The organism is Novosphingobium sp. ERN07 (assembly GCF_012641335.1).
GTDB lineage: Bacteria > Pseudomonadota > Alphaproteobacteria > Sphingomonadales > Sphingomonadaceae > Novosphingobium.
Genome location: NZ_JABAID010000009.1, coordinates 85,442 through 111,643, shown reverse-complemented (window position 1 = coordinate 111,643; position 26,202 = coordinate 85,442). Strand labels below are relative to the sequence as shown.

Genomic DNA, 26,202 nt, shown 5'->3' with positions numbered 1-26,202 from the left:
AGAAGGGCTGAGCCTGCCGAAGTCCTCCCCTGCCCGGCGCTTCCCCTAAGGGTCCGGCGCCAAGCAGCCCATCGACAAGCTCAGGGCAAAGGGGGGAAGTGGGCGATCAGCCCTTGTTTTCGTCGATGTACTTGATCGCGTCCTGCACGGTCGAGATCTTCTCGGCCGCATCGTCGGGGATCTCGACACCGAATTCTTCTTCGAAAGCCATCACCAGTTCAACGATGTCGAGCGAGTCTGCGCCCAGATCGTCGATGAAGCTGGCTTCTTCGGTGACCTTGTCAGCCTCGACGCCGAGGTGCTCGACAACGATCTTCTTAACGCGGTCGGCGGTATCGCTCATGAAATGCCCCTTCGAAGGAAAGCGTTGGAATTCTGGTTTCGGGTTTCGCCCTAATGAACGCGGGCCACGCTGGCAAGAGGCGCGCTGTGGATCACCTCACTTCGCGCCCCGCCCGGCTCAACCTTTGGTCTGCTCAACCACACGGATGTTCAATTCGCGCAATTGCTTCAACGCCGCCGGTGACGGCGCGCCCATCAGCAGGTCTTCAGCGCGCTGGTTCATCGGGAACAGCGTGATTTCGCGCAGGTTCTGCGCACCGCAGATCAGCATGACCACGCGGTCCACGCCTGCCGCCATGCCACCGTGCGGCGGCGCGCCATATTGGAACGCGCGGTAAAGGCCGCCAAAGCGCTCCTCCACGTCCTGCTTGGAGAGGCCGACGATCTCGAATGCCTTCACCATCGTTTCGGGCGACTGGTTGCGGATCGAACCCGAAGCGATTTCAAAGCCGTTGCAGACCAGATCGTACTGGAAAGCATTGATCGTCAGCGGGTCCTGATTGCACAGCGCGTCCATCCCGCCTTGCGGCATCGAGAACGGGTTGTGGCTGAAGTCCACCTTCTTGTTTTCCTCGTCCCATTCATAGAACGGGAAATCGACGATCCAGCACAGTTCGAACCGGTCCTTGTCAATCAGGCCAAGCTGATCGGCCACGCGCGTGCGCGCCGCACCCGCCAGCTTTGCCGCCTGTTCGGCCTTGCCAGCCGCAAAGAAGCAGCCGTCGTCAGGACCAAGGCCCAGCTTGTCGAACAGCGCGGCCATCTTGTCCGCGCCGTGATTCTTGGCAATCGGCCCGCCGAACTCGCCGCCCTTGCGCGTCACATAGCCAAGGCCCGCGTGCCCTTCGGCGCGCGCCCAGTCGTTCATTTCGTCAAAGAACTTGCGGCTCTTGTCTGCCGTGCCCGGTGCCGGGATCAGGCGCACGACGCCGCCGGTGCCCACGATCTTCTCGAACAGGCCAAAGCCCGACTGCGTGAACTCGTCCGATACGTCCGAAATGATGATCGGGTTGCGCAGGTCCGGCTTGTCCGAACCATACTTCAGCATCGCTTCGGCATAAGGAATCCGCGGGAAGCTGCCCGTCGGCGTCACGCTGCGGCCGTTCGCAAACGCCTCGAACACACCGCCGATCACCGGCTCCATCGTCTCCCAAACTTCTTCCTGCGTGACGAAGCTCATCTCCAGATCGAGCTGGTAGAACTCGCCCGGCAGACGATCGGCACGCGGGTCTTCGTCGCGGAAGCACGGTGCGATCTGGAAGTAGCGGTCAAAGCCCGCCACCATCAGCAACTGCTTGTACTGCTGCGGCGCCTGCGGCAGCGCATAGAATTTGCCCGGATGAATGCGGCTCGGCACGAGGAAGTCGCGCGCGCCTTCGGGGCTGGAAGCGGTCAGGATCGGCGTCGAATATTCGGTAAAGCCCGCCCCTTCCATGCGGCGGCGCATGTCGGAAATGACCTTGGTGCGCGTTACGATGTTAGCGTGCAGCGTCTCGCGCCGCAGGTCGAGGAAGCGATAGCGCAGGCGGATATCTTCAGGATATTCCTGCTCGCCCGCCACCGGCATGGGCAGTTCTTCCGCAGCCGAAAGCACCGTCGCCCCGCGCGCATAGACTTCGATCGCACCAGTGGGCAGGTTCGGATTGACCGTGCCTTCGGACCGCGCTTTCACATCGCCATCGATGGTCACCACCGATTCCACGCGCAGGGCTTCAAGGATCGCCAACGCCGGGCTGTCAACGTCGGCCACGATCTGCGTCATGCCATAGTGATCGCGCAGATCGACGAACAGCACGCCGCCATGATCGCGCTTGCGGTGCACCCAGCCCGAAAGGCGGACAGTCTGCCCGACATCACCGCGCGAGAGGGCGCCGCAGGTATGGGAACGGTAAAGGTGCATCGAAACTCTTTCCAATCGGTCTGCAATCGGGCAGGGGGAATGCGCGGCTAACAGGCGATGGCCGCGCATTTGTCAAGCCGCGCTCCCCTGACGGGGGCACCACCGGGCCGCTTCCCACGCGCGCCATACAGAAAAGACCGATGAAGATACATCCCCTCATCACCACGACCGACGCTCTGGCCGATCTGTGCGAGCGTCTGGCGAAAGCCGATTTCGTCACCGTCGACACCGAATTCATGCGCGAGAACACCTATTGGCCGGAACTGTGCCTGGTGCAGATCGCGGACGACAAGGAAGCCGCCGCGATCGATCCGCTGGCCCCCGGTCTCGACATGTCTCCTCTGCTCGACCTGATGTGCGAGAATGAGGACGTGCTGAAGGTCTTCCACGCCGGCGGGCAGGACGTGGAAATCATCTACAACCTCACCGGCAAGACCCCGCACCCGATCTTCGATACGCAGATCGCGATGATGGCAGTCAGCCAGTCGGAACAGATCGGCTATTCCAACCTTGTGGAATCCTGGCTCGGCCTGACGATAGACAAGGGCGCCCGCTTTACTGACTGGTCGCGCCGCCCGCTGACCGAACGCCAGATCGAGTATGCCATTGGCGACGTCACCCACCTGTCGAAAATCTTCCCCAAGCTGCTCAAGCGCCTGATCAAGACCGGACGCGGCGAATGGCTGGATATCGAGATGGAAAAGCTGGCCGACCCGGAAAACTACCGGACCGACATGGAAACCGTCTGGCAGAAGATCCGCGCGCCCAGCCGCAATCCCACCGTTCTGGGCCGCCTCAAATCGCTGGCGGCATGGCGCGAACGCGAAGCGATGGACAAGAACATCCCGCGTGGCCGCATCATGCGCGATGAAACGCTGGCCGATATCGCCAGCCACCCCCCGCGCGAACAACACGATCTGGCCAAAGTGCGCGGCCTTTCCACCGGATGGAAGGACAACGACATCGGTCGCCGCCTGATGCAGACGCTGGCCGATTCAAAGCCGCTGACCGAAGCCGAAATGCCGCCGAAGACGCCACGCGGCGCGCCCTTGGGCAAGGAAGGCGCACTGGTGGCCGATCTGCTCAAGCTGCTGCTGAAAATCCGCAGCCGCGAAATCGACATTGCCGCCCGCCTCCTCGCCCGCACCGACGATCTGGAACTACTTGCCGCCGGGCAGCGCAAGAACCTGCCGATCCTAGAAGGCTGGCGCTTCGAACAGTTTGGCCGCGATGCGCTCGAACTCGTCGAGGGCAAACTCGCGTTCGCAGTGGTCAACGGCAAACTCAAGATGGCGCATATCGACGATATCGGCGGCAACGGTGAACAGGCCGAAGTCATTGCCCATGTAGACGAATAGGACGCGGATGAGCACCTATCTGCCCACGCTCAAGCAGTTGCAATACCTTGTTGCCCTGCACGAACACGGGCATTTCGGGCGCGCTGCCGATTCCTGTTTCGTGTCGCAGTCCACGCTTTCCGCAGGCCTGCGCGAACTGGAATCGCTGCTCGGCGTGGTGCTGGTGGAGCGCACCCGCCGCGTCGTCCGCTTCACGCCGCTCGGCAATCAGGTCGTCGCCAAAGCGCACCGCCTGCTGCGTGAGGCGGAGGAACTTTCCGAACTCGTCCAAAGCCACGGCGCGCCGCTCGCGGGCGAACTCAGGATGAGCGTGATCCCCACCATCGCGCCATTCCTGCTGCCGCGCATCCTCCCGCGCCTGCGCAAGGAACGCCCTCAACTCAAACTCTTCCTGCGCGAGGAACCCAGCGCCGCCGCCATCGAATCGCTGCATCATGGCCGCGCCGATTGCGTGCTGCTCGCCCTCCCCTACGCCACAGGAGAGGTGGAAACCGAAGTGCTGTTCAAGGACGATCTGCTCGTCGCCTTCCCCAAGGACGATCCGCGCGATCCGCCTGCCTCAATCACCGCCAGCATGATCGACGAAAACCGCCTGCTCCTGCTCGAAGACGGCCACTGCCTGAAAGAGCACGCGCTAGCCGCCTGCAATCGCCCCGAACTGCGCGCAAGCGCCACGATGATCGGCACGTCCCTGCACACGCTGGTCCAGATGGTGGACAACGGCCTCGGCCTCACCATGCTCCCCCAGATGGCCATCGATGCAGGCATCCTGCACGACACCCAAATCGTCGCCCGCCCCCTGAAAGCCGACCACGCCTGGCGCGATATCGCGCTGGTCTGGCGCCGCAACAGCCCTCGCGCGGAAGAGTTCAGGATGCTGGCGCAGGAACTGCGGGCGGGGTAATAGCAATGAGCGACGAGCCAAAGCGTCCGGCAGAAAATCCACCCCGCCACATGCCCAGATTTATTGCAATAGGTGTATTCTGCTCGGTCGTTGCCCTTATGGTTTACGGGCCGGATTTTGGTGTCGAATGGGGCGGCATTGCGATGCTTTTCGGCATCCCCTTTGCGTTTGGGATGCTAATTGGTGAAGCAATAGACCGCGACGAGTTGATGGGCTGCTTTGTTTGGCCGACGATTTCAATTGTTGCTCTACTCTTCATCGCTTACTTGATCTTCGGAGAGGGCGTACTCTGCATTGCAATGGTTATGCCTCTCTGGATCGTTGCTGCAATTGGCGGCACGTTGACAAGCTTATGGAACCATAAGCGACTTACGTCACGGAAAGAAGAGAACGACCATAATCATTTAAACCTTGCCGCATGGACGATTATTCCAACATTCCTCGTCGTTGCGGAAACTGCGTTGCCGCCATCATGGACTGAACGTGAAGTGATCCGCGAAATCACTGTTACCGGGACACCTGCGGATGTTTGGCCACACTTGGTCGAAATTCGCGACATCCGGCCTGACGAAGGTCGCTGGACCTTTTCGCATGATCTCCTTGGCATTCCTCGCCCAGTTGACGCGCGCATCGAATTTGATCGCGGAACACCTGTTCGCAAGGCGAAATGGGCCGATGGCGTCCGCTTCGAAGAACACGTCGTCTCACAGCAGATCGGCAAGGAAATGCAGTGGCGGTTCGTATTTCCAGACAATAGTCTGCAAAACCATACCGACAAACATATCTCACCAAATGGCGAAAGCTTGCGTATTCTTTCAGGCGGTTACGCACTCAAAATGACCGCAGATGGACGCACCAGTATTCGCTTGACCACTCGTTACGCAATGCGAACGCGCCTTCCCGGATATATGGAGTGGTGGGGCGAGAGATTGTTAGGCGATGTACAGAACAATGTTCTTCAGGTCATCGCAGGAAGGATCGCTTCGTAATGCGACCATGCCAAAACAAAACGGAAAAGCCCGTTAAAAGCGCCGGGTGGGCAGATTGGCAAAAGGCAAATAGCGAAGCTTTGGCAAGTTCGAACCGCTGGGTAGAGCAAAATGGCCTCCCGCTCGCTCGGTTCCGCCAGTTCTGAAAGCCCCTCAATCCATGTGCTTCAAACCAACGCGCAGGTAATCCCACCCCGTCACCACCGTCAGCACCGCTGCCGCCCACAGCGTCGTCAGGCCCACGGTATGCGGCACGTTCACTTCGATCCCACCCACCGGCATCAGCCATCCCGGCAGCGCTTGCCCCAGAATCAGCGCGCCCAGCGAGATCATCTGGAACGTCGTCTTCCACTTCGCCAGCTTGCTTACCGGCACCGAAACGCGGATGCCGCCCAGAAATTCACGCAGGCCCGAAACCGCGATTTCGCGCAGCAGGATCACCAGCCCCGCAATAACGTGCATATCGCCGACATAAGGCCCGCGCAGGATGCCTTGCGCGGTCAGCACCAGAATCACCGCCGCCACCATGATCTTGTCGGCAATCGGATCGAGGAAGATGCCCAGCTTGCTCACCGCGCCCTGCGCGCGGGCAAGATAGCCGTCGAAGTAGTCGGTAATGCCCATCAGGCAATAGACGCCGAACGCCAGCGCATAGCCCAGCCGCCATTCTGGCCACCACAGCAGCGCGGCCAGCAGAGGAACGGTCACGATCCGCGACAGGGTGAGCAGATTGGGCAGTGTCAGCATCGGTCCCCGGCATAGCGCGCAAATACGACAAACGGAATCGCAACATTCGCAGCCTACCGCATCAATCTTCAAAACTGCTTGCCCACGCCCCTCACCGGGCTAAGGGTGCGCACGAGTAGAGATGCTGGCAACGGATTAAATGACAACATCGACACATCTGGTGCGCACGCGCCGCTTCCTGCCATTGTTCGTCACCCAGCTTCTGGGGGCCTTCAACGACAATCTCTACAAGAACGCGATGGTCCTCTACGCGGTCTACAGCGTGTACAGTTCCGAAGCGGAAGAGGCGCGCTTTTCGGCCATTGCCTCTGCACTTTTCATCCTGCCGTTCTTCCTGCTTTCCGCACTCGCCGGGCAACTGGCCGACATGCGCGACAAGGCGAAGATCATCCGCGTGGTGAAAGCGTGCGAAATCGCGATCATGCTGGTCGGCGGCGCAGGGCTGGTCATGGCGTGGCTGGGCATGGAAGTGCAATCCATCGCCATCCCGCTGATGCTGGCCGCCCTGCTCGCAATGGGCGTCCACTCCACGTTCTTCGGCCCGATCAAGTACGCGATCCTGCCGCAGCATCTGCACGATCACGAAGTGCTGGCAGGCACCGGTCTGGTCGAGGCAGGCACTTATATTGCTATCCTTGCAGGCACGATTCTGGCGGGCTGGATTCCGGTAGAAGTCGCTGCCGGCGGCGTCGTTGTTACGGCGCTGATCGGCTACGTTTCTGGTCGGCAAGTGCCGCCAGCACCGCCGCTGCAAGAAGCGCAGAAGATCGACTTCAACGTCTTCACCGCATCATGGCGGCTGATCCGCAACACCACGCGCCACCGGCAGGTGTTCATGGCGATTGTGGCCATCAGCTTTTTCTGGACCGTCGGCACCGTGCTGTTCATCCAGTTCCCGCCGCTCGCAAAGAACGTGCTCTACGCCAGCAAGGAAGTGGCCAGCCTGTTCCTCGTGATCTTCTCAGTGGGCATCGCCATTGGCTCGATGTCGATCAACGCACTGCTCAAAGGCACGGTCTCGGCTCGCTTCTCGCCGGCATCGGTCTTGGTGATGGGTGCCTTCGTCACCGCCTTCCACCTCGTGTGCAAGATGTGGCCCGACATGCCGGGGCAGCAGTTGATGGACGTTGCCACCTTCGTGGTCCAACCGCTTGCCATTCCCCTGCTGCTCTGCCTTTTGGGCATCGCCGTGGCGGGTGGCATGTTCGTCGTTCCGCTCTATGCCTTTCTCACCACCGTGGTCGATAAATCGGAAACCGCCCGCACGATTGCCGCAAACAATATCGTCAATTCGGGCGCTATGGTGATCGGCGCATTGCTCGCTGGGGCGCTAAGCCACTTCGGCGTGGCGCTGGTCGATCAGCTCCTGCTGGGCGCAGCAATGTGCGTGGTTTCAGCCTGGCTGGGCTGGCTGCTCTACAAGGCGGAGAAAGCGGCGAAGGCTGCGTGAGCGGTCAGGCGATGAACGCCATCACCGCCATGAAGCACGCGCAGTAAGCAATCAGGAAATCGCGCACATCCTGCATCGTGATGCGCTTCAGATCGACGGGTTCTGACCGCACGTCCATTTCGCGCAGGCGCTCCTCGGCGCGGCGCATCGCGGCAATCACTTCCGGCTCATAGCTCGGCAGTTCGCGCAGCACGTGGCGCGGCAGCGATGCACGGAACGAATTGCGGGCAGTGCCGTATGCGGCAACGGAGGCGGGAGCGAGCGACCTGTTCATGACGCCTGCTTAACGCTTTATTCACCTTTCGGTATCCTGCTTTTCCGCCGTTTTCAGGAACGTTCCAAGGCGGGACAGAAGGTCGCACCGGCCCAATCCGACACCGAAACGACAAGGGCCGCCCCGCTATGGGACGGCCCTCACATCGACTGGCCGAGGAAGACTGCGCCAGTCGAAAATTTAATGGTCAGGTCAGATGCTGTCGCCCAGCGCGCCTTTGACCTTGCCCTTGACCTGCTGCGCCTCGCCCTTGCGCTCCTGCGCGACACCTTCGGCGTGAAGGCTGGCGTTGCCGGTCGCCTTGCCGACGGCCTGCTTCACGTTGCCGGCAGCTTCGTTGGCCAGACCCTTGGCCTTGTCGGTGAGTTCACCCACAGCATATCTCCTTGATTTTTCAGGCGATGTCTATCGCCCCTTCGGAAATGAAAACGCCGATATCGCCATCCGGTTCCAATCAGATCGCGCCAGCCATCTTCAAGATTTGCATCCACTCTTCCGGCCGCACCGCCCCCACCGAAAGCCGCGAAAGGCGGATCAGGTCCATCTCCTGCAATTCGGGCGTCGCCTTCACCTGTTTGAGCGTCACGGTCTGCGGCAACTTCTGCACTGGCTTCACTTTCACGGCCGCCCACTTGCCATCGGGATCGGTCGGATCGGTCAAGCCGCCCTCGCTGATCACGATCACGCCCACCACTTCGACCCCGATGTTCGAATGGTAGAAAAACGCCAGATCGCCCGGCTGCATCGTGCGCAAATTGCGCGCGGCAAGGTGATTGCGCACCCCGTCCCACGTCCCCTCACCCTCGGCCACAAGATCGTCCCAGCCATAGACGTCAGGTTCAGATTTCATCAGCCAGAGGTTGCGGCCAGCCGTGTCCGTGATGTTGATTTTGGTCATGAAACCCCGCGAGAATCCCGTTACAGGCGGTTTCCATAGCGACAATTTTCCGAACTGGAACACCATGCCCCTCAAAACCTTGCCGGTGATCTCGTTGACCACCGAAGCCGACGCGCTTTCCCGCGAACTTGGCGAATCTTTCCAGGCCTTCGGCTTCGCGATGGTGAAAGACCACGGGATCGACCCCGCTCTGATCGCCCGAGCCTGGAAACTGACCGCCGAATTTTTCGCGCTGCCCGAAGACGAAAAGCGCACATACTATATCGACGGCCTTGGCGGTGCGCGCGGCTACACGCCTTTCGGCACCGAAATCGCCAAGGGCGCAAAACGCCACGATCTCAAAGAGTTCTGGCACGTCGGACGTAATCTGCCCGCCGACCACCCCCTCGCCGCGATGTCGATGTTCCCCAACATCTGGCCAACCCGCCCCGAAGGTTTCCGCGAGACGTTCGAGGAACTCTACGCCGAATTCGACCGCGTTGGCGCGCGCATCCTGTCGCGCATCGCGGTATGGCTCGGCCTTGATGAACATTGGTTCGAGCCGGCGATTGAGGACGGCAATTCGGTCATGCGCCTGCTCCATTACCCGCCGCTGCCCGCTGACGCGGAACCGGGCGCGATTCGGGCGGGCGCGCATGAGGATATCAATCTGATCACGCTGCTGCTGGGAGCGGAAGAAGCAGGCCTGGAATTGCTTGCGAAATCAGGCGAATGGATCAGCGTATCCCCACCCGAAGGCGCGCTGGCGGTGAATATCGGGGACATGCTGCAACGACTGACGAATCACGTCTTGCCCTCCACCACGCACCGCGTGCGCAACCCGGAAGGCGAGCGGGCAAAGCACAGCCGTTATTCGATGCCGTTCTTCCTGCACCTGCGCAGCGATTTTCCGTTCAAGACGCTGCCGCAGTGCATCACGGACGAAAATCCCGACCGCTATCCGGTGTCGATCACGGCGGACGATTACCTGCAGGAACGCCTGCGCGAAATCGGGCTGAAGAAGTAGCGTTCAGCACAGCACTCAAGACGCCTCGGTGCGTCTTGAGTGCTGCTAGGTGCATCTAGGTGCACTTCGGAAATGCACCGCAAACACTTGCGCCAAAACGCAAAAAGCCGCCTTTCGGCGGCTTTTGTTGGAGAAATGGTGGAGCCTAGCGGGATCGAACCGCTGACCTCCTGCATGCCATGCAGGCGCTCTCCCAGCTGAGCTAAGGCCCCACATTTCCGACAGGTCCGCCGTGGGAGGCGGGCTGTTCCGGCGGGTGTATCTCGCCGGGAGCCGCGCCTCTAAGGGAGAGTGTTGCGGCTGACAAGACCAAAATTTCCCAACGGCAAATTTTGTTGGAGCCGGTCCGAAAACCGGCCCCGAAAACATATCAAACTTCGTCGTCGTCGCCATCGTGACCGGCAACGCCCAGATCGTCGTCACCGCCAAGGTCAACGTCGTTGTCGGGCGAATCGCCGTCTTCGTCGATGTCCAGATCCTCATCGGCCAAATCCACGTCAGGCGCGACGTCGGCCTTTTCTTTCTGGATTTCCTCATAGGGAATCGGCTGCTTCGACTTGAGCACCGGCTCGGCAGTCCAGGTGTACTTGCACTCGACACAGGTGATCGGGTCGGCATTGCCCAGATCGTAGAAGCGGGTGCCACACTTCGGACAACCGTGCTTGGCGCCCCATTCCGGCTTGACCATGAAACTTCCTCAAGACTGGCCCGACACAGATGAAATTGGCCGGGCGGAGAAACTGCACGCTTGATGGGTCCGCAGCTTCGCGGAATCAAGAGAGCGCGCGCCTTGCCATAGCGGCGCGCTGCTGTCAAAAGCCGCGCGCTTTATCCGCCCTCCCCGACCTGAAAGAGCCAACGTGTCCTCACACGATTCAGCGCAGATGCGCCCCCGCCGCTTCACCGCCTCCGGCCCGCTGACCGGGCGGATTCGCGTGCCGGGCGACAAATCGATCAGCCATCGCTCTATCATGCTGGGCGCGCTGGCGGTGGGCGAAACGCGGGTGACCGGGCTATTGGAAGGCGAAGACGTGCTCTCCACCGCCGCCGCCATGCGCGCGATGGGCGCTTCGATAGAGCGCGACCCCGATGGGACGTGGCACGTTCATGGCGTGGGCGTGGGCGGGCTGCTGCAACCGCAAGCGGCGCTCGACATGGGCAATTCGGGCACGTCCACCCGCCTGCTGATGGGCCTTGTCGCCACGCATCCGATTACCGCGACGTTCGTGGGCGACGGCTCGCTGTCCAAGCGCCCGATGGGCCGCGTGATCGATCCGCTTTCCACGATGGGCGCGGAATTTACCGCCAGCCCCGGAGGGCGGCTTCCCCTCACCCTGCGCGGGATTTCACCTGCCGTGCCGATCGAATACCGGCTGCCGGTGGCATCGGCGCAAGTGAAAAGCGCGATCCTGCTGGCGGGGCTTAACACGCCGGGAATCACCACGGTGATCGAACCCGTGCCGACGCGCGACCATTCGGAGCGTATGCTGCGCGGATTCGGGGCAGAACTGACGGTGGACATTGCCGATGATGGTGCGCGAGTGATCCGCGTGCGCGGTGAAGCGGAACTGAAGCCGCAGGATATCGTGGTGCCGGGCGATCCCTCGTCCGCCGCATTCTTCGTTGTGGCTGCGCTGCTGGTCGAAGGGTCGGAACTTGTGGTGGAAAACGTCGGGCTGAACCCCACGCGCGCCGCGCTGTTCGATGTGCTGCGCTTGATGGGCGGAAACATCGAGGAACTGGACCGGCGCGATGTCGGGGGCGAGCCGGTGGCTGACCTGCGCGTGCGCCATTCGCTGCTGACCGGCATCGAGGTGGACCCCGCCGTGGTGCCGAGCATGGTGGACGAATTCCCGGTGCTGTTCGTGGCCGCAGCGCTGGCCAAGGGACGCACGGTGACCACCGGCCTTGAAGAACTGCGCGTGAAGGAATCTGACCGGATCAGCGCCATGCGCGCCGCTCTGGAACTGGCAGGCGCAACGGTGACCGAGACCGAAGACGGGCTGATCATCAATGGCAACGGCGGCGATCCCCTGCCCGGCACGGAAGAGGGCGCAAGCGTGGTGACGCACCTCGATCACCGCATTGCGATGGCGATGGCGATTGCCGGCATTGCCAGCAAGCGCGGCGTGGAAGTGGACAATACGCGGCCCATCGCCACCAGCTTCCCGATATTTGAAAGTCTACTGGAAAGCGCGGCGCGTTGATAAATCCTGCGCTTGCCAATGCGATAGGGTTTTGCGGCACCGCCTGCATCATCTTCGCCTACGCCTATGTCACCAAGCTGGAACGGCCCAATCCGTTCGTGCAGCATGGCGTCAATCTGCTGGGTGCCGCGCTGTTGACGATTTCGCTGCTGGTGCACATGAACCCCGCCTCGTTCGTGCTGGAGTTCTTCTGGGCGGCAATTGCGATCTGGGGGCTGGTTAAGGCGTTCAGGAACAGGAAGTGCCAATGATCATCGCCGTGGATGGCCCGACCGCTTCGGGCAAAGGCACCATCGCCAAGGCGCTCGCCGCACATTTCGCCCTGCCCCATCTGGACACCGGCCTGCTCTATCGCGCGGTGGGGCGGCAGGTAATGCTAAGCGGCGGCAACCCGGATGACGCGGATGCAGCGTTGGCCGCCTGCCATTTTCCCGAAAGCCTACTGGACGATCCCGAACTGCGCAGTGAGGAAAGCGGCGGCTATGCCAGCCGCGTTTCGGTGCATCCCCCCGTGCGCACGGCGCTGCTGGCACGGCAACAGGCCTTTGCAAACCAAGCAGGCGGTGCGGTTCTGGACGGGCGCGACATCGCGACGGTTATTGCGCCCCACGCCGACGCCAAGCTGTTCGTCACCGCCAGCGTCAGCGCCCGCGCGATGCGGCGCTGGGTGGAGATGAAGGGTCTGGGCAAGGATGTGGAGCGCGAGGCCATCGAAGCTGATCTTGCGGAGCGGGATGAGCGCGACCGAAACCGGGCCGAGGCTCCGTTGCGGCACGCGGAGGGGGCGACGTTGCTGGATACGTCTAACCTGACCAAGGAAATGGCGGTGGCGACGGCGATTGCGCTGGTGGAGAAGCAGGTGGCGGCAGGTAAGTGCAGTGCTGCGAAATCTGGTTAATTCTAATCGGCAACCGTTTCTAGAACTCATACCTAATGCCCATCGAGCGGATTGATTACGGTCCACATGGCAAGTGCCCCAAAATGGCATCGGAATGCGCCGATCTGCCGGAACGAGGTTCATGCCGTGGCTTTGTTTGCAAACATCAAAATCAGAACGTTTTCCGTCTTGGGGAACGTGCTTCTGGCGCTTGTAGCAATCGGTGGTGCATTTGTCGCGTACACCAGTTCCGCAAACATGGTTGCGAAAACCGAGTTGGTTACGACAAATATTGTGCCCTCGATGGTTCAGCTTTCCAACCTTAACGCAAATATACTGGAAGCGCGCATCGCGTTGACCCGCAGTATCCTCGCGCCCAACATCGAAGAAACCCGAGTTGTCGAAGACGAATTATCTTCAAAAATGGCTGCGGTCGACAAATCATTGACCGATTACCGACCTATGTTGGTCGGCCCTGACGAGGAAAAATTGCTTGATTCCATAGACGCCTCGTGGACCGAGTGGAAGGCTTCTGCCGACCCCATCCGCAAGCTTTCGCTCCAACTCAAGAACACAGAAGCGACCAACGCTTTCAACGTTGACCTCGCCCCCAAAAACGTAGCGCTATCTGAAGCAATGAAAGCCATCCTCTACTTCAATGAAAAACTGGCAAAAGAATCCGGTGATGCCAGCGAGGCAGCAGGCCATTCCGCACAGAACGCATCTGTGATCGTCGCGGGTCTTGCAGCCGTGATTGCCACGCTCGTCGTAGCCGTGACACTTCTTCGCGTGGCGCGCCCGCTGGCAGGGATAACCGCGGCAATGGAAGATATGGCATCGGGCAATCTTGATCGAGATGTACCTTATCTTGAAAATGGCGATGAGGTGGGCGGCATTGGCCGCGCTCTTCAGGCGATCAAGGATGCCATCGCCTGCCGCACTCGCGAGGAAGCCGAAGCGCGGATGGAAGTGCAAAAGCGCATGGTTGATGGACTCGCGACCGGTCTTGCTTTGTTGCGAGACGGCAAACTGGACTGCCGCATCCACGCCGCTTTTCCTGAAGAGTACGAAGCGCTGCGTCGGGACTTCAACCAGACAACTGCCTCTCTGGCTGCGGTTATCGCAGAGGTTGTGCAGGGCTCGCAGAACGTGCGCACCGGAGCGAGCGAGATCGCCAGTGCAGCGACCGATCTTTCAGGCCGGACAGAGAGTCAGGCCGCAGCACTTGAGGAATCGGCTGCAGCCGTGCGCCAGTTGCTGGATTCGGTGCGTGATACCTCTACGAATGCGGATGAAGCCAGCGCAATTGCAGACCGGGCCAGCAACGAAGCCGGGCAAGGCGGCGAGATGATGGCGCGCGCTGTTGCCGCAATCGAGGAAATTGCGCGATCCAGTGCGAAGATGGGCGAAATCGTCTCGCTGATCGATGGCATCGCCTTTCAAACCAACCTGCTGGCGCTCAATGCCGGGGTCGAAGCTGCGCGTGCCGGCGAATCCGGCAGGGGCTTTGCTGTGGTGGCCAACGAAGTGCGCGCTTTGGCGCAGCGTTCTGCCGATGCGGCCTCGGAAATCACAGCGATCATCAAAGCGAGCGAACAGGAAGTTGCAGACGGTGTAAAGCTGATCGGACAGACGCAAACCGCGCTGGATGGTATCATGCAGCACACCGCTCGCCTGTCTGAAAAGATCACGACGATTGCTGCGGCAACTGGCGAGCAATCCCAGGCAATCGCGCAAGTCAACACCGTGGTCAGCGATATGGATCGGATAACCCAACAGAACGCCGCACTGGTCGAGGAATCGACTGCGGCATCGCAGCACCTGTCCTCTGCAGCCATGAATTTGCTGCAGTTGGTGGAACGGTTCGATCTGGGCCGGGGGCAAAGTGGAACGACAAGCTATGGGTATTCGACAAGACTAGCCGCCTGATGCGAGCATTTGAGGCCATAGGGGGTGCATACCCCGTAGCTCTGGCGAAGCTGCACCCCCATTTTCCTTGCTTTTCCCGCCCCATGCGCCTAAGCGCCGCCCGTCCACGCAGGCTCGCGCCCGCAAGGATGCCCCTGCCAGCGTTCGGCTTCGGGGGCGGTTCGGCCCTTTTTGGCCCACGGTCTGCATGGTGCGGGGCGTGGAGGAAAGACCGGCGGAAACAACCGCCTGGCCGGGATACTTAAGACACAGGAAGCTTGAATAATGGCTACCACCCCCTCGCGCGACGATTTCGCCGCGCTGCTTGACGAATCGCTTGGCGGAGCCGCCAACGGTGGCTTTGAAGGCCGCGTCGTCAAGGGCACCATCACCGCCATCGAAAACGACAAGGCCGTCATCGACGTGGGCCTGAAGAGCGAGGGCCGCGTTGCCCTGCGTGAATTCGCCGCTCCCGGTCAGCCGCACGGCCTTTCGGTTGGCGACGAAGTGGAAGTTTACGTCGACCGCGTTGAAAACGCTGACGGCGAAGCGATGCTCTCGCGTGACCGCGCTCGCCGCGAAGCCGCTTGGGACAAGCTTGAAAACGAATTTGGCGAAGGCAAGCGCGTTGAAGGCGTGATCTTCGGCCGCGTGAAGGGCGGCTTCACGGTCGACCTCGATGGCGCCGTGGCGTTCCTGCCCGGTTCGCAGGTCGATATCCGCCCCGTGCGCGATGTAACCCCGCTGATGGACATGCCGCAGCCGTTCCAGATCCTGAAGATGGATCGCCGCCGTGGCAACATCGTGGTTTCGCGCCGTGCGGTGCTGGAAGAAACCCGCGCAGAACAGCGTTCGGGCCTGATCCAGAACCTGAAGGAAGGCCAGATCATCGACGGCGTGGTCAAGAACATCACCGATTACGGTGCGTTCGTGGACCTCGGCGGCATCGACGGCCTGCTCCATGTCACCGACATGAGCTACAAGCGCGTGAACCATCCTTCGGAAGTGATCGCCATTGGCGACACGGTGAAGGTGCAGATCATCCGCATCAACCAGGACACGCAGCGCATCAGCCTTGGCATGAAGCAGCTTGAAAGCGATCCGTGGGATGGCGTGGCTGCGAAGTATCCGGTGGGTGCGAAGCTTTCGGGCGTTGTCACCAACATCACCGAATACGGTGCGTTCGTGGAACTGGAAGCTGGCATCGAAGGCCTCGTCCACGTTTCGGAAATGTCGTGGACCAAGAAGAACGTCCACCCCGGCAAGATCGTTTCGACCTCGCAGGAAGTCGACGTGCTGGTGCTGGAAGTCGACAGCGACAAGCGCCGCATCTCGCTCGGCCTCAAGCAGGCCCAGCAGAACCCGTGGGAAGCTTTTGCAGAAAAGCACCCGGTCGGTTCGACCGTGGAAGGCGAAGTCAAGAACGCCACCGAATTCGGCCTGTTCATCGGTCTGGACGGCGACGTGGACGGCATGGTCCACATGTCGGACATCGCATGGGGCATCTCTGGCGAAGACGCGCTGGCACTGCACCGCAAGGGCGAGCAGGTTTCGGCCGTGGTTCTCGACGTGGACGTCGAGAAGGAACGCATCAGCCTTGGCATGAAGCAGCTTGAAAAGGGCGCTCCGGCTGCTGGTGGCGCTTCGGCGGCTGCCGCTGGTTCGCTGCGTCGCGGCGAAGTCGTCACCGTCACCATCCTTGAAGTCCGCGATGGCGGTCTTGAAGTGCAGGCTGGCGAAGACGGCGCAACCGGCTTCATCAAGCGTTCGGATCTGGGTCGCGACCGCGACGAACAGCGTCCCGACCGCTTCCAGGTTGGCCAGAAGCTCGACGCGATGGTCACCGGCTTCGATCGTTCGAAGAAGCCGAACTTCTCGGTCAAGGCCCGCCAGTTGGCCGAAGAGAAGGAAGCAGTGGAACAGTACGGCTCTTCGGATGCCGGCGCTTCGCTGGGCGACATCTTGGGTGCGGCGCTGAAGGCTCGCAACTAAGAAGTCGCTCCCGCAAGGGACAAGCAAAACCAAGGCCCGCTCGGAGCGATCCGGGCGGGCTTTTGCTTTGTGGCGCGCTTTGCATTGTGGTGGTGCAGCGCTAAAGCTGGAGCATGACGCTAGAAATTCACCAGTTCCCCTGCCTGTCCGACAACTATGGCTTCCTCGTTCACGACCCTGCGAGCGGGGAGACGGCGTGCATCGATACGCCGGATGCCGAGGCCTATCTGCGTGAGGCCGAGGCGAAGGGGTGGAAGATCACGCAGATCTGGAACACGCACTGGCATCCCGATCATGCAGGGGGGAACGAAGCAATCAAGGCGGCGACCGGGTGCGTGATCGTGGCTCCTGCGGGGGATGCAGCGAAGATTGCGGGCGTTGATCGGACGGTGGCGCACGGCGATGCGGTGGCGCTGGGGGCGTTTTCAGCGCAGGTTATCGAAGTGGGCGGGCACACGCTGGGGCACATTGCATATCACCTGCCAGCGGCGGTGGTGGCGTTTGTGGGGGATGCGCTGTTTCCGCTGGGCTGCGGGCGCATGTTCGAGGGAACGCCGGACCAGTTCTGGGCGAGCCTTGCACGGTTGAAGGCTCTGCCATCCGAGACGACGCTCTACAGCGCGCATGAGTACACGCAGGCCAACGCTCGGTTTGCGGTGTTTGCAGACCCGGACAATGCGGCGCTGCACGCTTATGCCGATGGGGTGGAAGCGCGGCGCGCGCGTGGCGAGTGGACCGTGCCGACGACGCTGGGCGCAGAACTGACCGCCAATCCGTTCCTGCGGGCTGATGATGCCGATATGGCTGCGCGGTGGGGTGGAGAATCGCCCGAACAGACATTTGCCGCACTGCGCACCGCCAAGGACACTTTCCGCTGACGCCGATCCTGCTAAAGCGTCAGTTGACCTTGGGGGAAGCGCATTGCCGAGCGACAGGAAGATCATCCGCGTAACGTCGTTCGACGTGGCCGAAGCGGCGGGCGTGAGCCAATCAACCGTGAGCCGCGCGCTGGCCGGTGACACATCGATCAGCGAGCCGACACGCCAGCGCGTGATGGAAGCCGCGCGGCGGCTGAACTATCAAGTGGATGAAAACGCGGCGCGGCTGCGGCGCGGGCGCACGGGCACGCTGGCGGTGGTGATGATCTGCCGCGAGGCGCAGGACCGCAAGGACATCAACCCCTTCTACTTCTCGCTGCTGGGCAGCACCTGCGCGGCGGCATCCGCGCGCGGGTATGAAACGCTGGTCGCGTTTCAGGATGCGCCTGAGAACTTCTGGGGGCATTTTCAGGAACGCCGCAAGGCCGATGGCATGATCGTGATCGGCACGACCACCAACACCGCCGCGTGGGACTATTTCCGCGACATGCAGCAGGGCACGCACTGGACCTGCTGGGGGTCGCCCGACAACGACATGCCTTGGGTGCGCAGCGATAACCTTTCGGGCGCGACGCTGGCGACGCGGCACCTGCTGGTACGGGGATACCGGCAAATCGTGTGCATCGGTTCCGCCACATCGCCGCAACGCCAGTTTCAGGAGCGCTATGAGGGCTATGCCGAAGCGATGCGCTCTGCCGGGCTGGAGCCGCGCCTGCAACAGGTGGACAGCGGCTTGGCGCGCGAGGAACAGGGGCGGCTTGCGGCGATTGCGCTGACGGAAAGCGGCGAGGCCTTCGACGCGATCTTTGCAGTGTGCGACGAGATGGCGCTGGGCGCGCTGAAGGAGCTGACGGCGCGTGGATATGCCATCCCGGATCAAGTGGGCATCATCGGCTTCGACGGCATCCGGGCAGGCGCATGGTCGACCCCTCCCCTCACCTCGATCGAGCCGGACTTCCAGATGGCGGGCGCGCTGCTGGTGGAGCAGTTGCTGGCGAAGATCAACGGAACTGAAGGGTCAGGGCGGCGCGTGCCGGTGAGGCTGGTGATCCGGGGATCTACGCGGCCTTGAGGCGGGTTGCCCCGCAGTCTGATATGTATTACTTTTTGGTACTTGCCTTTTGAAAGGGTAGCTTGTGCCGCGCAACACCTCTGTCACCATCGGTGACCATTTTGCCGATTTTATTTCCGCGCAGGTGAAAACCGGTCGCTATGGTTCGGCCAGCGATGTGGTGCGCGCAGGCCTTCGAATGCTGGAAGACCACGAAGCGAAGTTCAAAGCACTGCAGGATGCACTGATCGAAGGCGAGCAATCTGGGATCGCCGAAGATTTCGACTTTGATGATTTTTTGAGTGAGATGAACCGAGAGCATAACGCTGAGTGAGGGTTCTTGAATTTTCTCGGGCTGCAGTCGCTGATCTTGCGAGAATATGGCGCTATTCCTCCGCCAACTGGGGAGCACAACAGGCTGACTGCTATGCGCGAGAACTGCGTTACGCTTGCCGCCAACTGGCGGACGGAAGAAAAATTGGCCGCATGACAATTGCTCAAGACGGAATGTTCAAACTCCGTAGCGGGGCACATATGATCTACTACCGCATGACGACCAAGCAAGTGACTGTCATCCGTGTCCTGCACGCCAAGCAAGACGTCGACCGGCACCTGTAAAGCCCACAAAACAAAACCCCTCCCGGCTTTCACCGGAAGGGGTTTTGTTTTGTGTCAGGCCTGAAACGCGAGTTATGCGATCAGTTCACCAGACCGGCGATGGCATCATCGACCAGCGCCTTGTCGGCTCCGGCGGAGTGATTCTGAGCGATCAGGTTGCGTGCAGCGGCAGTTGCCGCTTCGGCAGCCTTGGCACGCAGATCATCAATGGCAGCGCGTTCGGCAGCGGCGATCTTGTCCGATGCCATCTTTTCGCGGCGGGTGATGGTGGTGGCAGCGTCAGCTTCGGCCTTGGCGACAATCGCGGCGGCTTCGGTCTTGGCGTGTTCGACCATCGACGCCGCGTCCTTTTCGGCGTTGGCAATCTTGGCCGCGTATTCGGCACGCAGCTTTTCGGCTTCGGCGCGGAGCACCTTGGCTTCATCGAGCTGCTTGCGGATCGCGCTGATTTGCTTGTCGAGACCGCCGACGATGGCACCGGGCACCTTCTTCATGACAAGAATGCCAAGGAAGATGAGCATGGCGAGCGCCACCCACGCACCCGGCGCAAGGCCCAGTGCTGAAGGTTCGACGTGGTGTTCGCCGCCAGCCGGTTCGTGCTCGACGACGGCGGTCGTCTCGGCATGATTAGCCATTTGCGAGAACTCCCTTCACGGCGGCTTGCGCTTCGGCAGCGGGGATCGACAGGCCGGCAAGGCGGCTTGCGATATCCTGCGCGGCTTCGGCGGCAACGCCTTCCACTTCGCCCAGCGCCGAAGCGCGGGCAGCAGCAATGCGGGTTTCGGCGGCAGTCACGGTCTCGTCAATGCGAGCCGAGGCAGCAGCGAGCTTGGCGTCGGTAGCCTTGGCCGCTTCTGCTTTGGCAGCAGCGATGAGGCTTTGCGCTTCGGCGCGCTGCTTGTTCGCCTGGACGCGCCATGCCTCTTCCTCGGCATCGGCGGCGGCGCGTGCTGCTTCGGCAGCGGCAAGGTCGTCGGCGATCTGCTTGTCGCGGCCGTCCATCGTGGAGACGACCTTGGGCAGCATGCCCCGGCCGATCACGAAGAAGACAATGCCGAAGAACACCAGCAACCAGAAGATCTGGCTGGAATAGGTGGTGGCAAGCTGTTCAATCTGAGGCATCGCGGGTGTCCGGGCGTCAGGCGGCCGGGGCGGACCCCGGCCAGCATTTCAACAATCAGTGAGCTTCGTTTGCCTTAGGCAACGAAGATCAGGATCATCGCGACGACGAACGAGAGCAGGCCCAGAAGTTCGGCAGCGGCGAAGCCGATGAACAGGCGACCCTGCTGGCCGTCAGCGGCGCCAGGGTTGCGCAGCGCGCCTTCGAGGAACTTGGCAAACACGTTGCCCACGCCGAGCGAGGCGAGACCGGCGCCAACAGCGGCGAGACCAGCACCGAGCAGCTTTGCGCTTTCTGCGTCCATGTCAAAAACTCCTTTTCAATTCCGTATGGGAAAATGTTGCGGGTATCAGTGAAGGTTCTCGGCGTCGTTCAGATAGACGCAGGTGAGCAGGGCAAAGACATAAGCCTGAATGCCTGCCACCAGAAGTTCCAGCGCGCAGATACCGATCATCAGCAGGAAGCTGGGAACGGCGGCGAGGAAGAACGTCCCCACCCCGGCGTTGGTGCCGGAGATGACGAAGCCAGAGAGCACTTCGAGCAGCACGTGCCCGGCCATCATCGCCACGAAGAGACGCAGGCCGAGGCTGAACGGACGCACCATGAACGAGATCAGCTCGATCGGGAAAATGATCGGGATCATCGGGACGGGCGTGCCGTGCGGCACAAAAAGGGAGAAGAAGTGCAGGCCATGCTTGGCGAAACCGACGCCGAGCACGATCGCAAAGCTCATGATCGCCAGAACACCGGTGACGGTGAAGTGGCTGGTCGGCGTAAAGGGGTGCAGGCCGACAAGAGCAAGCGGCAGCAGACCGAGCAAATTGGCGAAAAGGATGAACCCGAACAGCGAGAAGACATACGGCAGGTACTTGCGCCCGGCCTTCCCGATGTTCGCCTGAAGCAGGTTGTCAACAAAGCCGGTCAGCCCTTCGACTGCCATCTGCCAGCGGCCCGGAACGAGCTGGCGCTTTGCGCCGCCCGCCACGAAAGCCACGAGAACGACAGTGGTGATCGCCATCCACAGCGCCGAATTGGTGAACGCGATGTTGTAACCACCGATGGCCCAGTTCTCGGTCCCGAAAAGGGATTCAATCGTGAACTGGTGAACCGGATCGACCTTGCCTTCGGCCACGCGCTTAACCCCGTCTCACTCGAATACAACAACAGCGCCCTATTCGGGGCGCCGACTCGAAATTCGGATGATGTTGCGGAATGCCACGACGACCCCCATGAACAACATCACCAGCAACCCCCAGGGGCTTGTTCCGGCGAACTGGTCAATGACCCAGCCGATGAACGCGCCACCTACAAGACCCCCGATCAGCTCCGCCAGCACGCGATTGCCCATGCGATAGTTCGCATCGGTTTCACCGCCTGCCTTTGGCCGGTTACGCTCCTCTTCACGCTCTCGAAGGGCTTTCAGCCGCTTGTCGAGCGCGTCGATCCGCGCATCCTCACCGATAGGCTCCATCCCGGACGGTTCATCATTCATGCCAGTTCCCCTGATCAGTTGCCCGACCGAAAGTGCAGCACAAACGACGGATGACCGCCGAGGGCGCGGTCCCCTTAGGCGGGGGGTATCCCTGAGTCAACCGTAACAGATCGTGGCTGATCCAAGGTATGAGTGCAAAAGCGAACGCCCTTCTACGCAGTTGCGAGGAAGGGCGCAAAAGCCAGCGTTTACCGCTGGCGATTCGTATGCGGAATATTTCCTTACGGGCAGCGCGAATCGCGCAGCGGCGCACCTGCACTACGCGTCTGCCAAGACCCGTCCGGTGCCTGATATTTCTCACCTGGCTTGGTCTGCGAGATGAGCAGACAGCCTGAGGTGAGCGCGTATTCCTCGACCGTCGCCTTGTTGGCCTGTGCCTTTTCGGCATAGACTGCCTTGCGCTTGATGTTGATATCTTCGACCACGGCGCGAAGTGCTGGCGCAGGCGGCGTCACGTAGCCGAGATACCCGTCCATCTTTTCACCCACCTGCCCGGCAGCGCGAGCGGCGGCGTAAGCCGGATCGCGGTTCTGCGCGGTGGCGGGTACGGCGATAGTGCCCAGCATCAGGCCGGTTGCAGCCAGTGCAGCGAGGCTCTTGCGCATTGAAACCTTGGTCATCGTTTCCGTCCTCAAAGTCACGCCGTCCATCAGAAGATGTCCGGGTTGCTTTCGATCGTGGCGTTCGCATCCTGCGCGAGCCGGTACACGACCTCCTGCTTGATATTGATGTTGAGCTCGATCACGATCGGCTTGTCCGGTGCGTTCACCGAAATGCAGCCGGTCGTTGCGCCAATCATGGCCAAAGCCCCCATCAGCGGCAGCGCGAGCAAGGCGCGATGCCTGAAATTTGATCCGTTCCCCATGCTGCCTCTCGTTGCAGGGTTCGCGGATCGGGTCAATTCCGGGTTCCTCATGGCATGTTTCCGCTTTCTGCAGGCTGAATGTTGTTTTGTTGTTGTCCGGGAAGCACGATGACCGGGGTACCGCCGGGGCGCACGCCATTTCCGAAGCGTTGAAGGGCGCGGCCCTGCGCATCGACGAGCCCGAGCGTGCGCGGGTCCTTGACGAAGGCCGGGTCGTACATCGCCTTGAACGATGTCATGATCTGGTAGAACGGCGCGCGAATGTTGACGTTGAACTGGATCGGCAGGTTGGCCACCTGCTTCGTAATGAAGTTTTGTTTGGTGCCAGCGCCCTGTTTCACGCCGTCGAACTTTACGTTCGTCACGATATCGCCTTCGAGATCGCCGCGCATGGCGATGGCCATCGTCTTGTAGTCCAGCGATTTGAGCGCGTCGAAAGCGAAGTTCGCCATCGCCCCCATGTTTTCATAGGTCAGTGCGCCGACATAGGACACGTTGCCGCCGGGCGCGCGGGAAACGAGCGTGCCTTCCTCGATCCGGCCGCCATTGGCATCGAATACCAGCGGGAACTGGCCGTCGAACGTGCCGGTGGCGGCAAGGTTGCCCAGTTCCATCTTCTCGATGAATTTGGCGGCATCGATGCCGTTGACGGTAAGCGTGTAGCGCCGCGCTTCGGCAATGCCGAGGCGAAGATCGGTTGGTTCGAGCACCAGCGTCCCGGCCAGGAAGGGCCAGCGCGCATCGTGGAGGCGCAGGACCTGATCGGGTAGCAGGGTGAGATCGATCACGCCGTCGTTCACTTCGATACCAGGGTTGATCGAGGCGACGGTAACCTTCTGGTGCGGCGCGCTGACCATGCCGAGCAGGTCGGTGAATGCGATGCGCCCCTTCAGGCCCTTCGCCGGGCCGAACGCGGCGGCAAGGTCCATACTGTCAGTGCCGAAATTGCCGGTGCTGGTGACCGTGCGCGAGTTCCAGTCGATGCGCCCGGTGCCGGTAACCTTGCCTTCGACATTCGCGACGACGCCCAACGCAAGGCGAGTCAATTGCGCGGGCTGGAAGCCCTTGTCGAACACCAGATTGGGCACGGCGAGATCGGTGTGGCCTGTACCTGTAGACAAATCGTGGCGGATCGCGGCAGAGCCGACTTCGCGCATTGTCTTCGCTTCGCGTAGCAAGGCATTGGCGGTGATGCGATTGTCGGCCAGCGTGAGCGTTGCACCTTCGCTGCGCAGCATCTCGAACCGGGCAGGGTCGAGCCGGTCGGTCAGGTTAAAGCCGGCGCCTGAAATCGTCAGCGCACCGCCAGCAAAACGCCATTGGCCCGATGCATTGGCGATGTTGAGCGGGACTGCCGCGAGGCTGGCCTCAACCCCACCGAAATTGCCGGTGAAGTCCTTGCCCAGCTTCGCGTCGAGATCGGCAAGGCGAAAGCGTGAGGCGGTTTCGGGCGGGCCGAGCGTGACTTCCACAGCCTTGGCGGCGAGCGTGCCTGGCCATGCGAAACCGACAGCGCCGGTCTTCACCCGAACCGGCGTGTCGGCAAGGCTACCGGTGAGTTCCAGCCCCGGCGTTCCTGCAGCGAGTCGCAAGCCCGCAGACCCATTGCGCACGATGGCAGAGCCGCCCGGCGGACACAGTGCCAGCGTGTTGCCGTCCACCGCAACGCTACCGACGACAAGGCGATCAAAGCGTGTGCTGACGCAGCGCTTCCACAGCGCAAGCTCTCCCCGCGCACCATAGCTACCGTTGACAGGCAGGACGAGGTTCTGGACTGAACCGCCCGGAATTGCGCCAGAAATCTGCGCGGTGCCGGAAAAGCCGAGCGAACCATCAGGCACCTGCGCAATCATCATTTCCGGGATGGCAAGCGCGCCGCCCTCTGCCCGCCACGGTGCCATCGTCAGGCGGAACAGGGCCTGCCCTGCGCGCCCGCGCTCCATCCGCCCGGTGATACGCGGAAGACCCGCACCGCCAGTCGTGATATTGCCAGCGAAAAGCGGCGGGCCATCTTTGTCACCATTTACCTTGCCGCCGCTGGCAAGCTGGAAGCGCGAGAGCGTGAGCAGCGCCTGCCCGCTGCCGCCGGTCAGCTGCGCCTGTGGGATCACCACCGACAGCGCATCGCCATTGTGCCGCAAAGTGACTTCGCCCGTCAGGCGACTGCCGCGTTCTTCCCGACCAAGGCTGCGGCGCATCTGCGCCAGCATCGGGGCCAGCAGCGTGCCGCTGGCACTACGCTGGGCGGAGTCCAGAGCGCTGACAAGGCCAGCGCCCTGGCGCAGCCCCTCACCTTGCAATGCGCCCCGAAATTCCGACTTGCCAAAACCATCGCGCGCACGGATCGCGCCGTCCACGCCAAGCAGGCCGAAGCGCACGCCATCGCTGACAACGCCGCCCGCGTTGGCCTGCACCCGACCGGTGACCGCACCATCACGCAACGCGAGGCGCGTGTCGAGCGCGAGCGATTCTGCCGACACGCCGGGGAATGCCAGTTTCTGTCCGCGCAAGGCAACATTGCCGGTCAGTCCTGCGAAATCCTTGTCGGCAATGGCATCCAACTGCGCGGTAAAAGGACCGCTGTGGGCACTGCCATCACAGTTCAGGCTTGCCAGACGCAGCGGGCCTGAAAGTGAGGGCCGTGCTTCACGGATCGAGATCCTGCCGAACAGATCGGCCTTTCCGGCTGTGCAGCCGGACATGGCAAGGTTTGGCGCGACCGCCGCCAGCGTTCCGGCAAAGCCGTCCTGCAACTGCCCCCGCCCTTCGAGCGCAAGACCGATTTTGCCATAATCCGTCAGCATCAGCCCGCGTCCATCCTCGATCCTGAGATCAAGCGCTGGCAGGGCGAAAGGCGCATCGTCTGTCTTGGGAGCAAACAGCACTTTGTCGAGTGTACCGAAGCTCAACTTTTCATTCAGATATTGCCCGTAAACCCTTGGCCGGACGAGCGTAACCCCGCTGACAACGGGGGTGCCCCAACGGTAGCGGATCGCAACCAACACGCGTTCGACGGTAAGGTCTGGACGCTTCGGATCACCCACGACGAGGTTTTTGAGCACCTGCTGGCCGGGACCGATGCTTTCGATCTCATAAGTTGCAGGCAGGCCATAGGCTTCAAGCTGGCTGAGGATGATTCGATCCGCCAACCGTTCCTTCGACAGCCACAGACCGCCCCCCGCCACGGCAATGACGGCAAGCACAGACAGACCGGCACGCCGCCACTTGCGCGCAGGTTTTGGCGCAGGATCGACACCTGCCCCGGCGCCGACTTCCGCCATTTCGAAACGATCTGCCATCTGCCCCCTTCTTGCGCACTCCCGCAG

At 61.6% G+C, this 26,202-nt stretch carries 30 protein-coding genes and 1 tRNA gene; 15 read left to right on the top strand and 16 right to left on the bottom strand.

Going from position 1 to position 26,202, the window contains the following annotated elements; translation table 11 throughout:
- Positions 1 to 106: 106 nt before the first annotated feature.
- On the bottom strand, positions 107 to 343 hold the full coding sequence (locus tag HGI47_RS13600) for an acyl carrier protein (protein ID WP_168853306.1): 237 nt from the start codon (positions 341 to 343) through the stop codon (positions 107 to 109).
- A 117-nt stretch (positions 344 to 460) separates the two neighbouring features.
- Complete coding sequence (gene aspS / locus HGI47_RS13595; protein ID WP_168853305.1) at positions 461 to 2,242, bottom strand: aspartate--tRNA ligase; 1,782 nt, start codon at positions 2,240 to 2,242, stop codon at positions 461 to 463.
- A 140-nt stretch (positions 2,243 to 2,382) separates the two neighbouring features.
- On the opposite strand from aspS, the gene rnd reads away from it, so the two are divergent.
- From rnd to HGI47_RS13575, 4 genes are read left to right on the top strand one after another with little or no spacing between them, the layout of a single operon-like run.
- A complete protein-coding gene (gene rnd, locus HGI47_RS13590) occupies positions 2,383 to 3,600 on the top strand; it encodes a ribonuclease D (RefSeq protein WP_168853304.1) in 1,218 nt (405 codons plus the stop codon).
- Positions 3,601 to 3,607: 7 nt separating this feature from the next.
- Positions 3,608 to 4,504, top strand: coding sequence for a hydrogen peroxide-inducible genes activator (locus tag HGI47_RS13585; RefSeq protein WP_168853303.1), 897 nt, complete (start codon positions 3,608 to 3,610; stop codon positions 4,502 to 4,504).
- 5 nt (positions 4,505 to 4,509) lie between these two features.
- Positions 4,510 to 5,493 carry a hypothetical protein gene (locus HGI47_RS13580; protein WP_168853302.1) on the top strand — a complete coding sequence of 328 codons (984 nt, stop codon included), beginning with the start codon at positions 4,510 to 4,512 and terminating at the stop codon, positions 5,491 to 5,493.
- Complete coding sequence (locus tag HGI47_RS13575) at positions 5,493 to 5,639, top strand: type II toxin-antitoxin system CcdA family antitoxin (protein WP_168853301.1); 147 nt, start codon at positions 5,493 to 5,495, stop codon at positions 5,637 to 5,639. Before HGI47_RS13580 ends, HGI47_RS13575 begins: the two co-directional genes overlap by 1 nt.
- Positions 5,640 to 5,646: 7 nt before the next feature.
- Here HGI47_RS13575 and pgsA read toward each other — a convergent pair whose 3' ends face one another.
- On the bottom strand, positions 5,647 to 6,240 hold the full coding sequence (gene pgsA, locus HGI47_RS13570) for a CDP-diacylglycerol--glycerol-3-phosphate 3-phosphatidyltransferase (RefSeq protein WP_168853300.1): 594 nt from the start codon (positions 6,238 to 6,240) through the stop codon (positions 5,647 to 5,649).
- A gap of 139 nt (positions 6,241 to 6,379) precedes the next feature.
- On the opposite strand from pgsA, the gene HGI47_RS13565 reads away from it, so the two are divergent.
- Positions 6,380 to 7,690, top strand: coding sequence for an MFS transporter (locus tag HGI47_RS13565; protein WP_168853299.1), 1,311 nt, complete (start codon positions 6,380 to 6,382; stop codon positions 7,688 to 7,690).
- Between the two features lie 4 nt (positions 7,691 to 7,694).
- Here HGI47_RS13565 and HGI47_RS13560 read toward each other — a convergent pair whose 3' ends face one another.
- The 3 genes from HGI47_RS13560 to HGI47_RS13550 form a co-directional block, all read right to left on the bottom strand.
- Positions 7,695 to 7,964, bottom strand: coding sequence for a hypothetical protein (locus tag HGI47_RS13560; protein ID WP_168853298.1), 270 nt, complete (start codon positions 7,962 to 7,964; stop codon positions 7,695 to 7,697).
- A gap of 192 nt (positions 7,965 to 8,156) precedes the next feature.
- The gene (locus tag HGI47_RS13555; protein ID WP_168853297.1) at positions 8,157 to 8,339 is read right to left on the bottom strand and encodes a CsbD family protein; all 183 of its coding nucleotides are present in this window, start codon (positions 8,337 to 8,339) and stop codon (positions 8,157 to 8,159) included.
- Between the two features lie 79 nt (positions 8,340 to 8,418).
- Positions 8,419 to 8,862: an EVE domain-containing protein gene (locus tag HGI47_RS13550; protein WP_168853296.1), complete on the bottom strand. Its 444-nt coding sequence runs from the start codon at positions 8,860 to 8,862 to the stop codon at positions 8,419 to 8,421.
- 64 nt (positions 8,863 to 8,926) lie between these two features.
- Between HGI47_RS13550 and HGI47_RS13545 the strand changes: the two genes are divergently transcribed.
- Positions 8,927 to 9,868: an isopenicillin N synthase family oxygenase gene (locus HGI47_RS13545; protein ID WP_168853337.1), complete on the top strand. Its 942-nt coding sequence runs from the start codon at positions 8,927 to 8,929 to the stop codon at positions 9,866 to 9,868.
- 136 nt (positions 9,869 to 10,004) lie between these two features.
- Here HGI47_RS13545 and HGI47_RS13540 read toward each other — a convergent pair.
- Positions 10,005 to 10,080 (bottom strand) — tRNA-Ala (locus tag HGI47_RS13540).
- A gap of 158 nt (positions 10,081 to 10,238) precedes the next feature.
- On the bottom strand, positions 10,239 to 10,556 hold the full coding sequence (locus tag HGI47_RS13535; RefSeq protein WP_168853295.1) for a TIGR02300 family protein: 318 nt from the start codon (positions 10,554 to 10,556) through the stop codon (positions 10,239 to 10,241).
- Between the two features lie 196 nt (positions 10,557 to 10,752).
- Between HGI47_RS13535 and aroA the strand changes: the two genes are divergently transcribed.
- From aroA to HGI47_RS13490, 9 genes are all read left to right on the top strand, one after another.
- Positions 10,753 to 12,075, top strand: coding sequence for a 3-phosphoshikimate 1-carboxyvinyltransferase (gene aroA, locus HGI47_RS13530; protein WP_168853336.1), 1,323 nt, complete (start codon positions 10,753 to 10,755; stop codon positions 12,073 to 12,075).
- Positions 12,072 to 12,326 (top strand): permease, encoded by a 255-nt coding sequence (locus HGI47_RS13525; protein WP_206066193.1) that lies wholly within the window; start codon positions 12,072 to 12,074, stop codon positions 12,324 to 12,326. Before aroA ends, HGI47_RS13525 begins: the two co-directional genes overlap by 4 nt.
- Positions 12,323 to 12,973, top strand: a complete 651-nt coding sequence (locus tag HGI47_RS13520) for a d(CMP) kinase (RefSeq protein WP_168853294.1) — start codon at positions 12,323 to 12,325, stop codon at positions 12,971 to 12,973. The genes HGI47_RS13525 and HGI47_RS13520 overlap by 4 nt, the downstream gene beginning before the upstream one ends.
- Positions 12,974 to 13,039: 66 nt before the next feature.
- Entirely contained in the window at positions 13,040 to 14,881 is a 1,842-nt protein-coding gene (locus HGI47_RS13515) for a methyl-accepting chemotaxis protein (protein ID WP_240950180.1), read from the top strand.
- A gap of 264 nt (positions 14,882 to 15,145) precedes the next feature.
- Positions 15,146 to 16,852: a 30S ribosomal protein S1 gene (rpsA, locus tag HGI47_RS13510; RefSeq protein WP_168853292.1), complete on the top strand. Its 1,707-nt coding sequence runs from the start codon at positions 15,146 to 15,148 to the stop codon at positions 16,850 to 16,852.
- Between the two features lie 113 nt (positions 16,853 to 16,965).
- On the top strand, positions 16,966 to 17,730 hold the full coding sequence (gene gloB / locus HGI47_RS13505; RefSeq protein WP_168853291.1) for a hydroxyacylglutathione hydrolase: 765 nt from the start codon (positions 16,966 to 16,968) through the stop codon (positions 17,728 to 17,730).
- 43 nt (positions 17,731 to 17,773) lie between these two features.
- Complete coding sequence (locus HGI47_RS13500; protein WP_206066192.1) at positions 17,774 to 18,802, top strand: LacI family DNA-binding transcriptional regulator; 1,029 nt, start codon at positions 17,774 to 17,776, stop codon at positions 18,800 to 18,802.
- 64 nt (positions 18,803 to 18,866) lie between these two features.
- Entirely contained in the window at positions 18,867 to 19,115 is a 249-nt protein-coding gene (locus tag HGI47_RS13495) for a type II toxin-antitoxin system ParD family antitoxin (RefSeq protein WP_168853290.1), read from the top strand.
- Positions 19,112 to 19,399, top strand: coding sequence for a type II toxin-antitoxin system RelE/ParE family toxin (locus HGI47_RS13490; RefSeq protein WP_168853289.1), 288 nt, complete (start codon positions 19,112 to 19,114; stop codon positions 19,397 to 19,399). The genes HGI47_RS13495 and HGI47_RS13490 overlap by 4 nt, the downstream gene beginning before the upstream one ends.
- 80 nt (positions 19,400 to 19,479) lie before the next feature.
- On the opposite strand, the gene HGI47_RS13485 is transcribed toward HGI47_RS13490, so the two are convergent.
- From HGI47_RS13485 to HGI47_RS13450, 8 genes are all read right to left on the bottom strand, one after another.
- Positions 19,480 to 20,034, bottom strand: coding sequence for a hypothetical protein (locus HGI47_RS13485; RefSeq protein WP_168853288.1), 555 nt, complete (start codon positions 20,032 to 20,034; stop codon positions 19,480 to 19,482).
- Entirely contained in the window at positions 20,027 to 20,521 is a 495-nt protein-coding gene (locus HGI47_RS13480) for an ATPase (protein ID WP_168853287.1), read from the bottom strand. The genes HGI47_RS13485 and HGI47_RS13480 overlap by 8 nt, the downstream gene beginning before the upstream one ends.
- A gap of 74 nt (positions 20,522 to 20,595) precedes the next feature.
- Positions 20,596 to 20,823, bottom strand: a complete 228-nt coding sequence (locus HGI47_RS13475; protein WP_011444975.1) for a F0F1 ATP synthase subunit C — start codon at positions 20,821 to 20,823, stop codon at positions 20,596 to 20,598.
- 45 nt (positions 20,824 to 20,868) lie between these two features.
- Complete coding sequence (locus HGI47_RS13470; protein ID WP_168853286.1) at positions 20,869 to 21,651, bottom strand: F0F1 ATP synthase subunit A; 783 nt, start codon at positions 21,649 to 21,651, stop codon at positions 20,869 to 20,871.
- A 39-nt stretch (positions 21,652 to 21,690) separates the two neighbouring features.
- Entirely contained in the window at positions 21,691 to 22,011 is a 321-nt protein-coding gene (locus HGI47_RS13465) for an AtpZ/AtpI family protein (protein WP_168853285.1), read from the bottom strand.
- A gap of 221 nt (positions 22,012 to 22,232) precedes the next feature.
- Complete coding sequence (locus tag HGI47_RS13460; protein ID WP_168853284.1) at positions 22,233 to 22,631, bottom strand: YdbL family protein; 399 nt, start codon at positions 22,629 to 22,631, stop codon at positions 22,233 to 22,235.
- 29 nt (positions 22,632 to 22,660) lie between these two features.
- Entirely contained in the window at positions 22,661 to 22,843 is a 183-nt protein-coding gene (locus HGI47_RS13455; protein WP_370521718.1) for a YnbE family lipoprotein, read from the bottom strand.
- Between the two features lie 80 nt (positions 22,844 to 22,923).
- Positions 22,924 to 26,175, bottom strand: coding sequence for a YdbH domain-containing protein (locus HGI47_RS13450; RefSeq protein ID WP_168853283.1), 3,252 nt, complete (start codon positions 26,173 to 26,175; stop codon positions 22,924 to 22,926).
- Positions 26,176 to 26,202 lie beyond the last annotated feature (27 nt).

Coding starts and splice junctions, on each gene's coding strand:
- HGI47_RS13600 (WP_168853306.1), bottom strand. CDS start 343: ATGAGCGATACCGCCGACCGCGTTAAGAAGATCGTTGTCGAGCACCTC.
- aspS (WP_168853305.1), bottom strand. CDS start 2,242: ATGCACCTTTACCGTTCCCATACCTGCGGCGCCCTCTCGCGCGGTGAT.
- rnd (WP_168853304.1), top strand. CDS start 2,383: ATGAAGATACATCCCCTCATCACCACGACCGACGCTCTGGCCGATCTG.
- HGI47_RS13585 (WP_168853303.1), top strand. CDS start 3,608: ATGAGCACCTATCTGCCCACGCTCAAGCAGTTGCAATACCTTGTTGCC.
- HGI47_RS13580 (WP_168853302.1), top strand. CDS start 4,510: ATGAGCGACGAGCCAAAGCGTCCGGCAGAAAATCCACCCCGCCACATG.
- HGI47_RS13575 (WP_168853301.1), top strand. CDS start 5,493: ATGCGACCATGCCAAAACAAAACGGAAAAGCCCGTTAAAAGCGCCGGG.
- pgsA (WP_168853300.1), bottom strand. CDS start 6,240: ATGCTGACACTGCCCAATCTGCTCACCCTGTCGCGGATCGTGACCGTT.
- HGI47_RS13565 (WP_168853299.1), top strand. CDS start 6,380: ATGACAACATCGACACATCTGGTGCGCACGCGCCGCTTCCTGCCATTG.
- HGI47_RS13560 (WP_168853298.1), bottom strand. CDS start 7,964: ATGAACAGGTCGCTCGCTCCCGCCTCCGTTGCCGCATACGGCACTGCC.
- HGI47_RS13550 (WP_168853296.1), bottom strand. CDS start 8,862: ATGACCAAAATCAACATCACGGACACGGCTGGCCGCAACCTCTGGCTG.
- HGI47_RS13545 (WP_168853337.1), top strand. CDS start 8,927: ATGCCCCTCAAAACCTTGCCGGTGATCTCGTTGACCACCGAAGCCGAC.
- HGI47_RS13535 (WP_168853295.1), bottom strand. CDS start 10,556: ATGGTCAAGCCGGAATGGGGCGCCAAGCACGGTTGTCCGAAGTGTGGC.
- aroA (WP_168853336.1), top strand. CDS start 10,753: ATGCGCCCCCGCCGCTTCACCGCCTCCGGCCCGCTGACCGGGCGGATT.
- HGI47_RS13520 (WP_168853294.1), top strand. CDS start 12,323: ATGATCATCGCCGTGGATGGCCCGACCGCTTCGGGCAAAGGCACCATC.
- HGI47_RS13515 (WP_240950180.1), top strand. CDS start 13,040: ATGGCAAGTGCCCCAAAATGGCATCGGAATGCGCCGATCTGCCGGAAC.
- rpsA (WP_168853292.1), top strand. CDS start 15,146: ATGGCTACCACCCCCTCGCGCGACGATTTCGCCGCGCTGCTTGACGAA.
- gloB (WP_168853291.1), top strand. CDS start 16,966: ATGACGCTAGAAATTCACCAGTTCCCCTGCCTGTCCGACAACTATGGC.
- HGI47_RS13485 (WP_168853288.1), bottom strand. CDS start 20,034: ATGGCTAATCATGCCGAGACGACCGCCGTCGTCGAGCACGAACCGGCT.
- HGI47_RS13480 (WP_168853287.1), bottom strand. CDS start 20,521: ATGCCTCAGATTGAACAGCTTGCCACCACCTATTCCAGCCAGATCTTC.
- HGI47_RS13475 (WP_011444975.1), bottom strand. CDS start 20,823: ATGGACGCAGAAAGCGCAAAGCTGCTCGGTGCTGGTCTCGCCGCTGTT.
- HGI47_RS13465 (WP_168853285.1), bottom strand. CDS start 22,011: ATGAATGATGAACCGTCCGGGATGGAGCCTATCGGTGAGGATGCGCGG.
- HGI47_RS13460 (WP_168853284.1), bottom strand. CDS start 22,631: ATGACCAAGGTTTCAATGCGCAAGAGCCTCGCTGCACTGGCTGCAACC.
- HGI47_RS13450 (WP_168853283.1), bottom strand. CDS start 26,175: ATGGCAGATCGTTTCGAAATGGCGGAAGTCGGCGCCGGGGCAGGTGTC.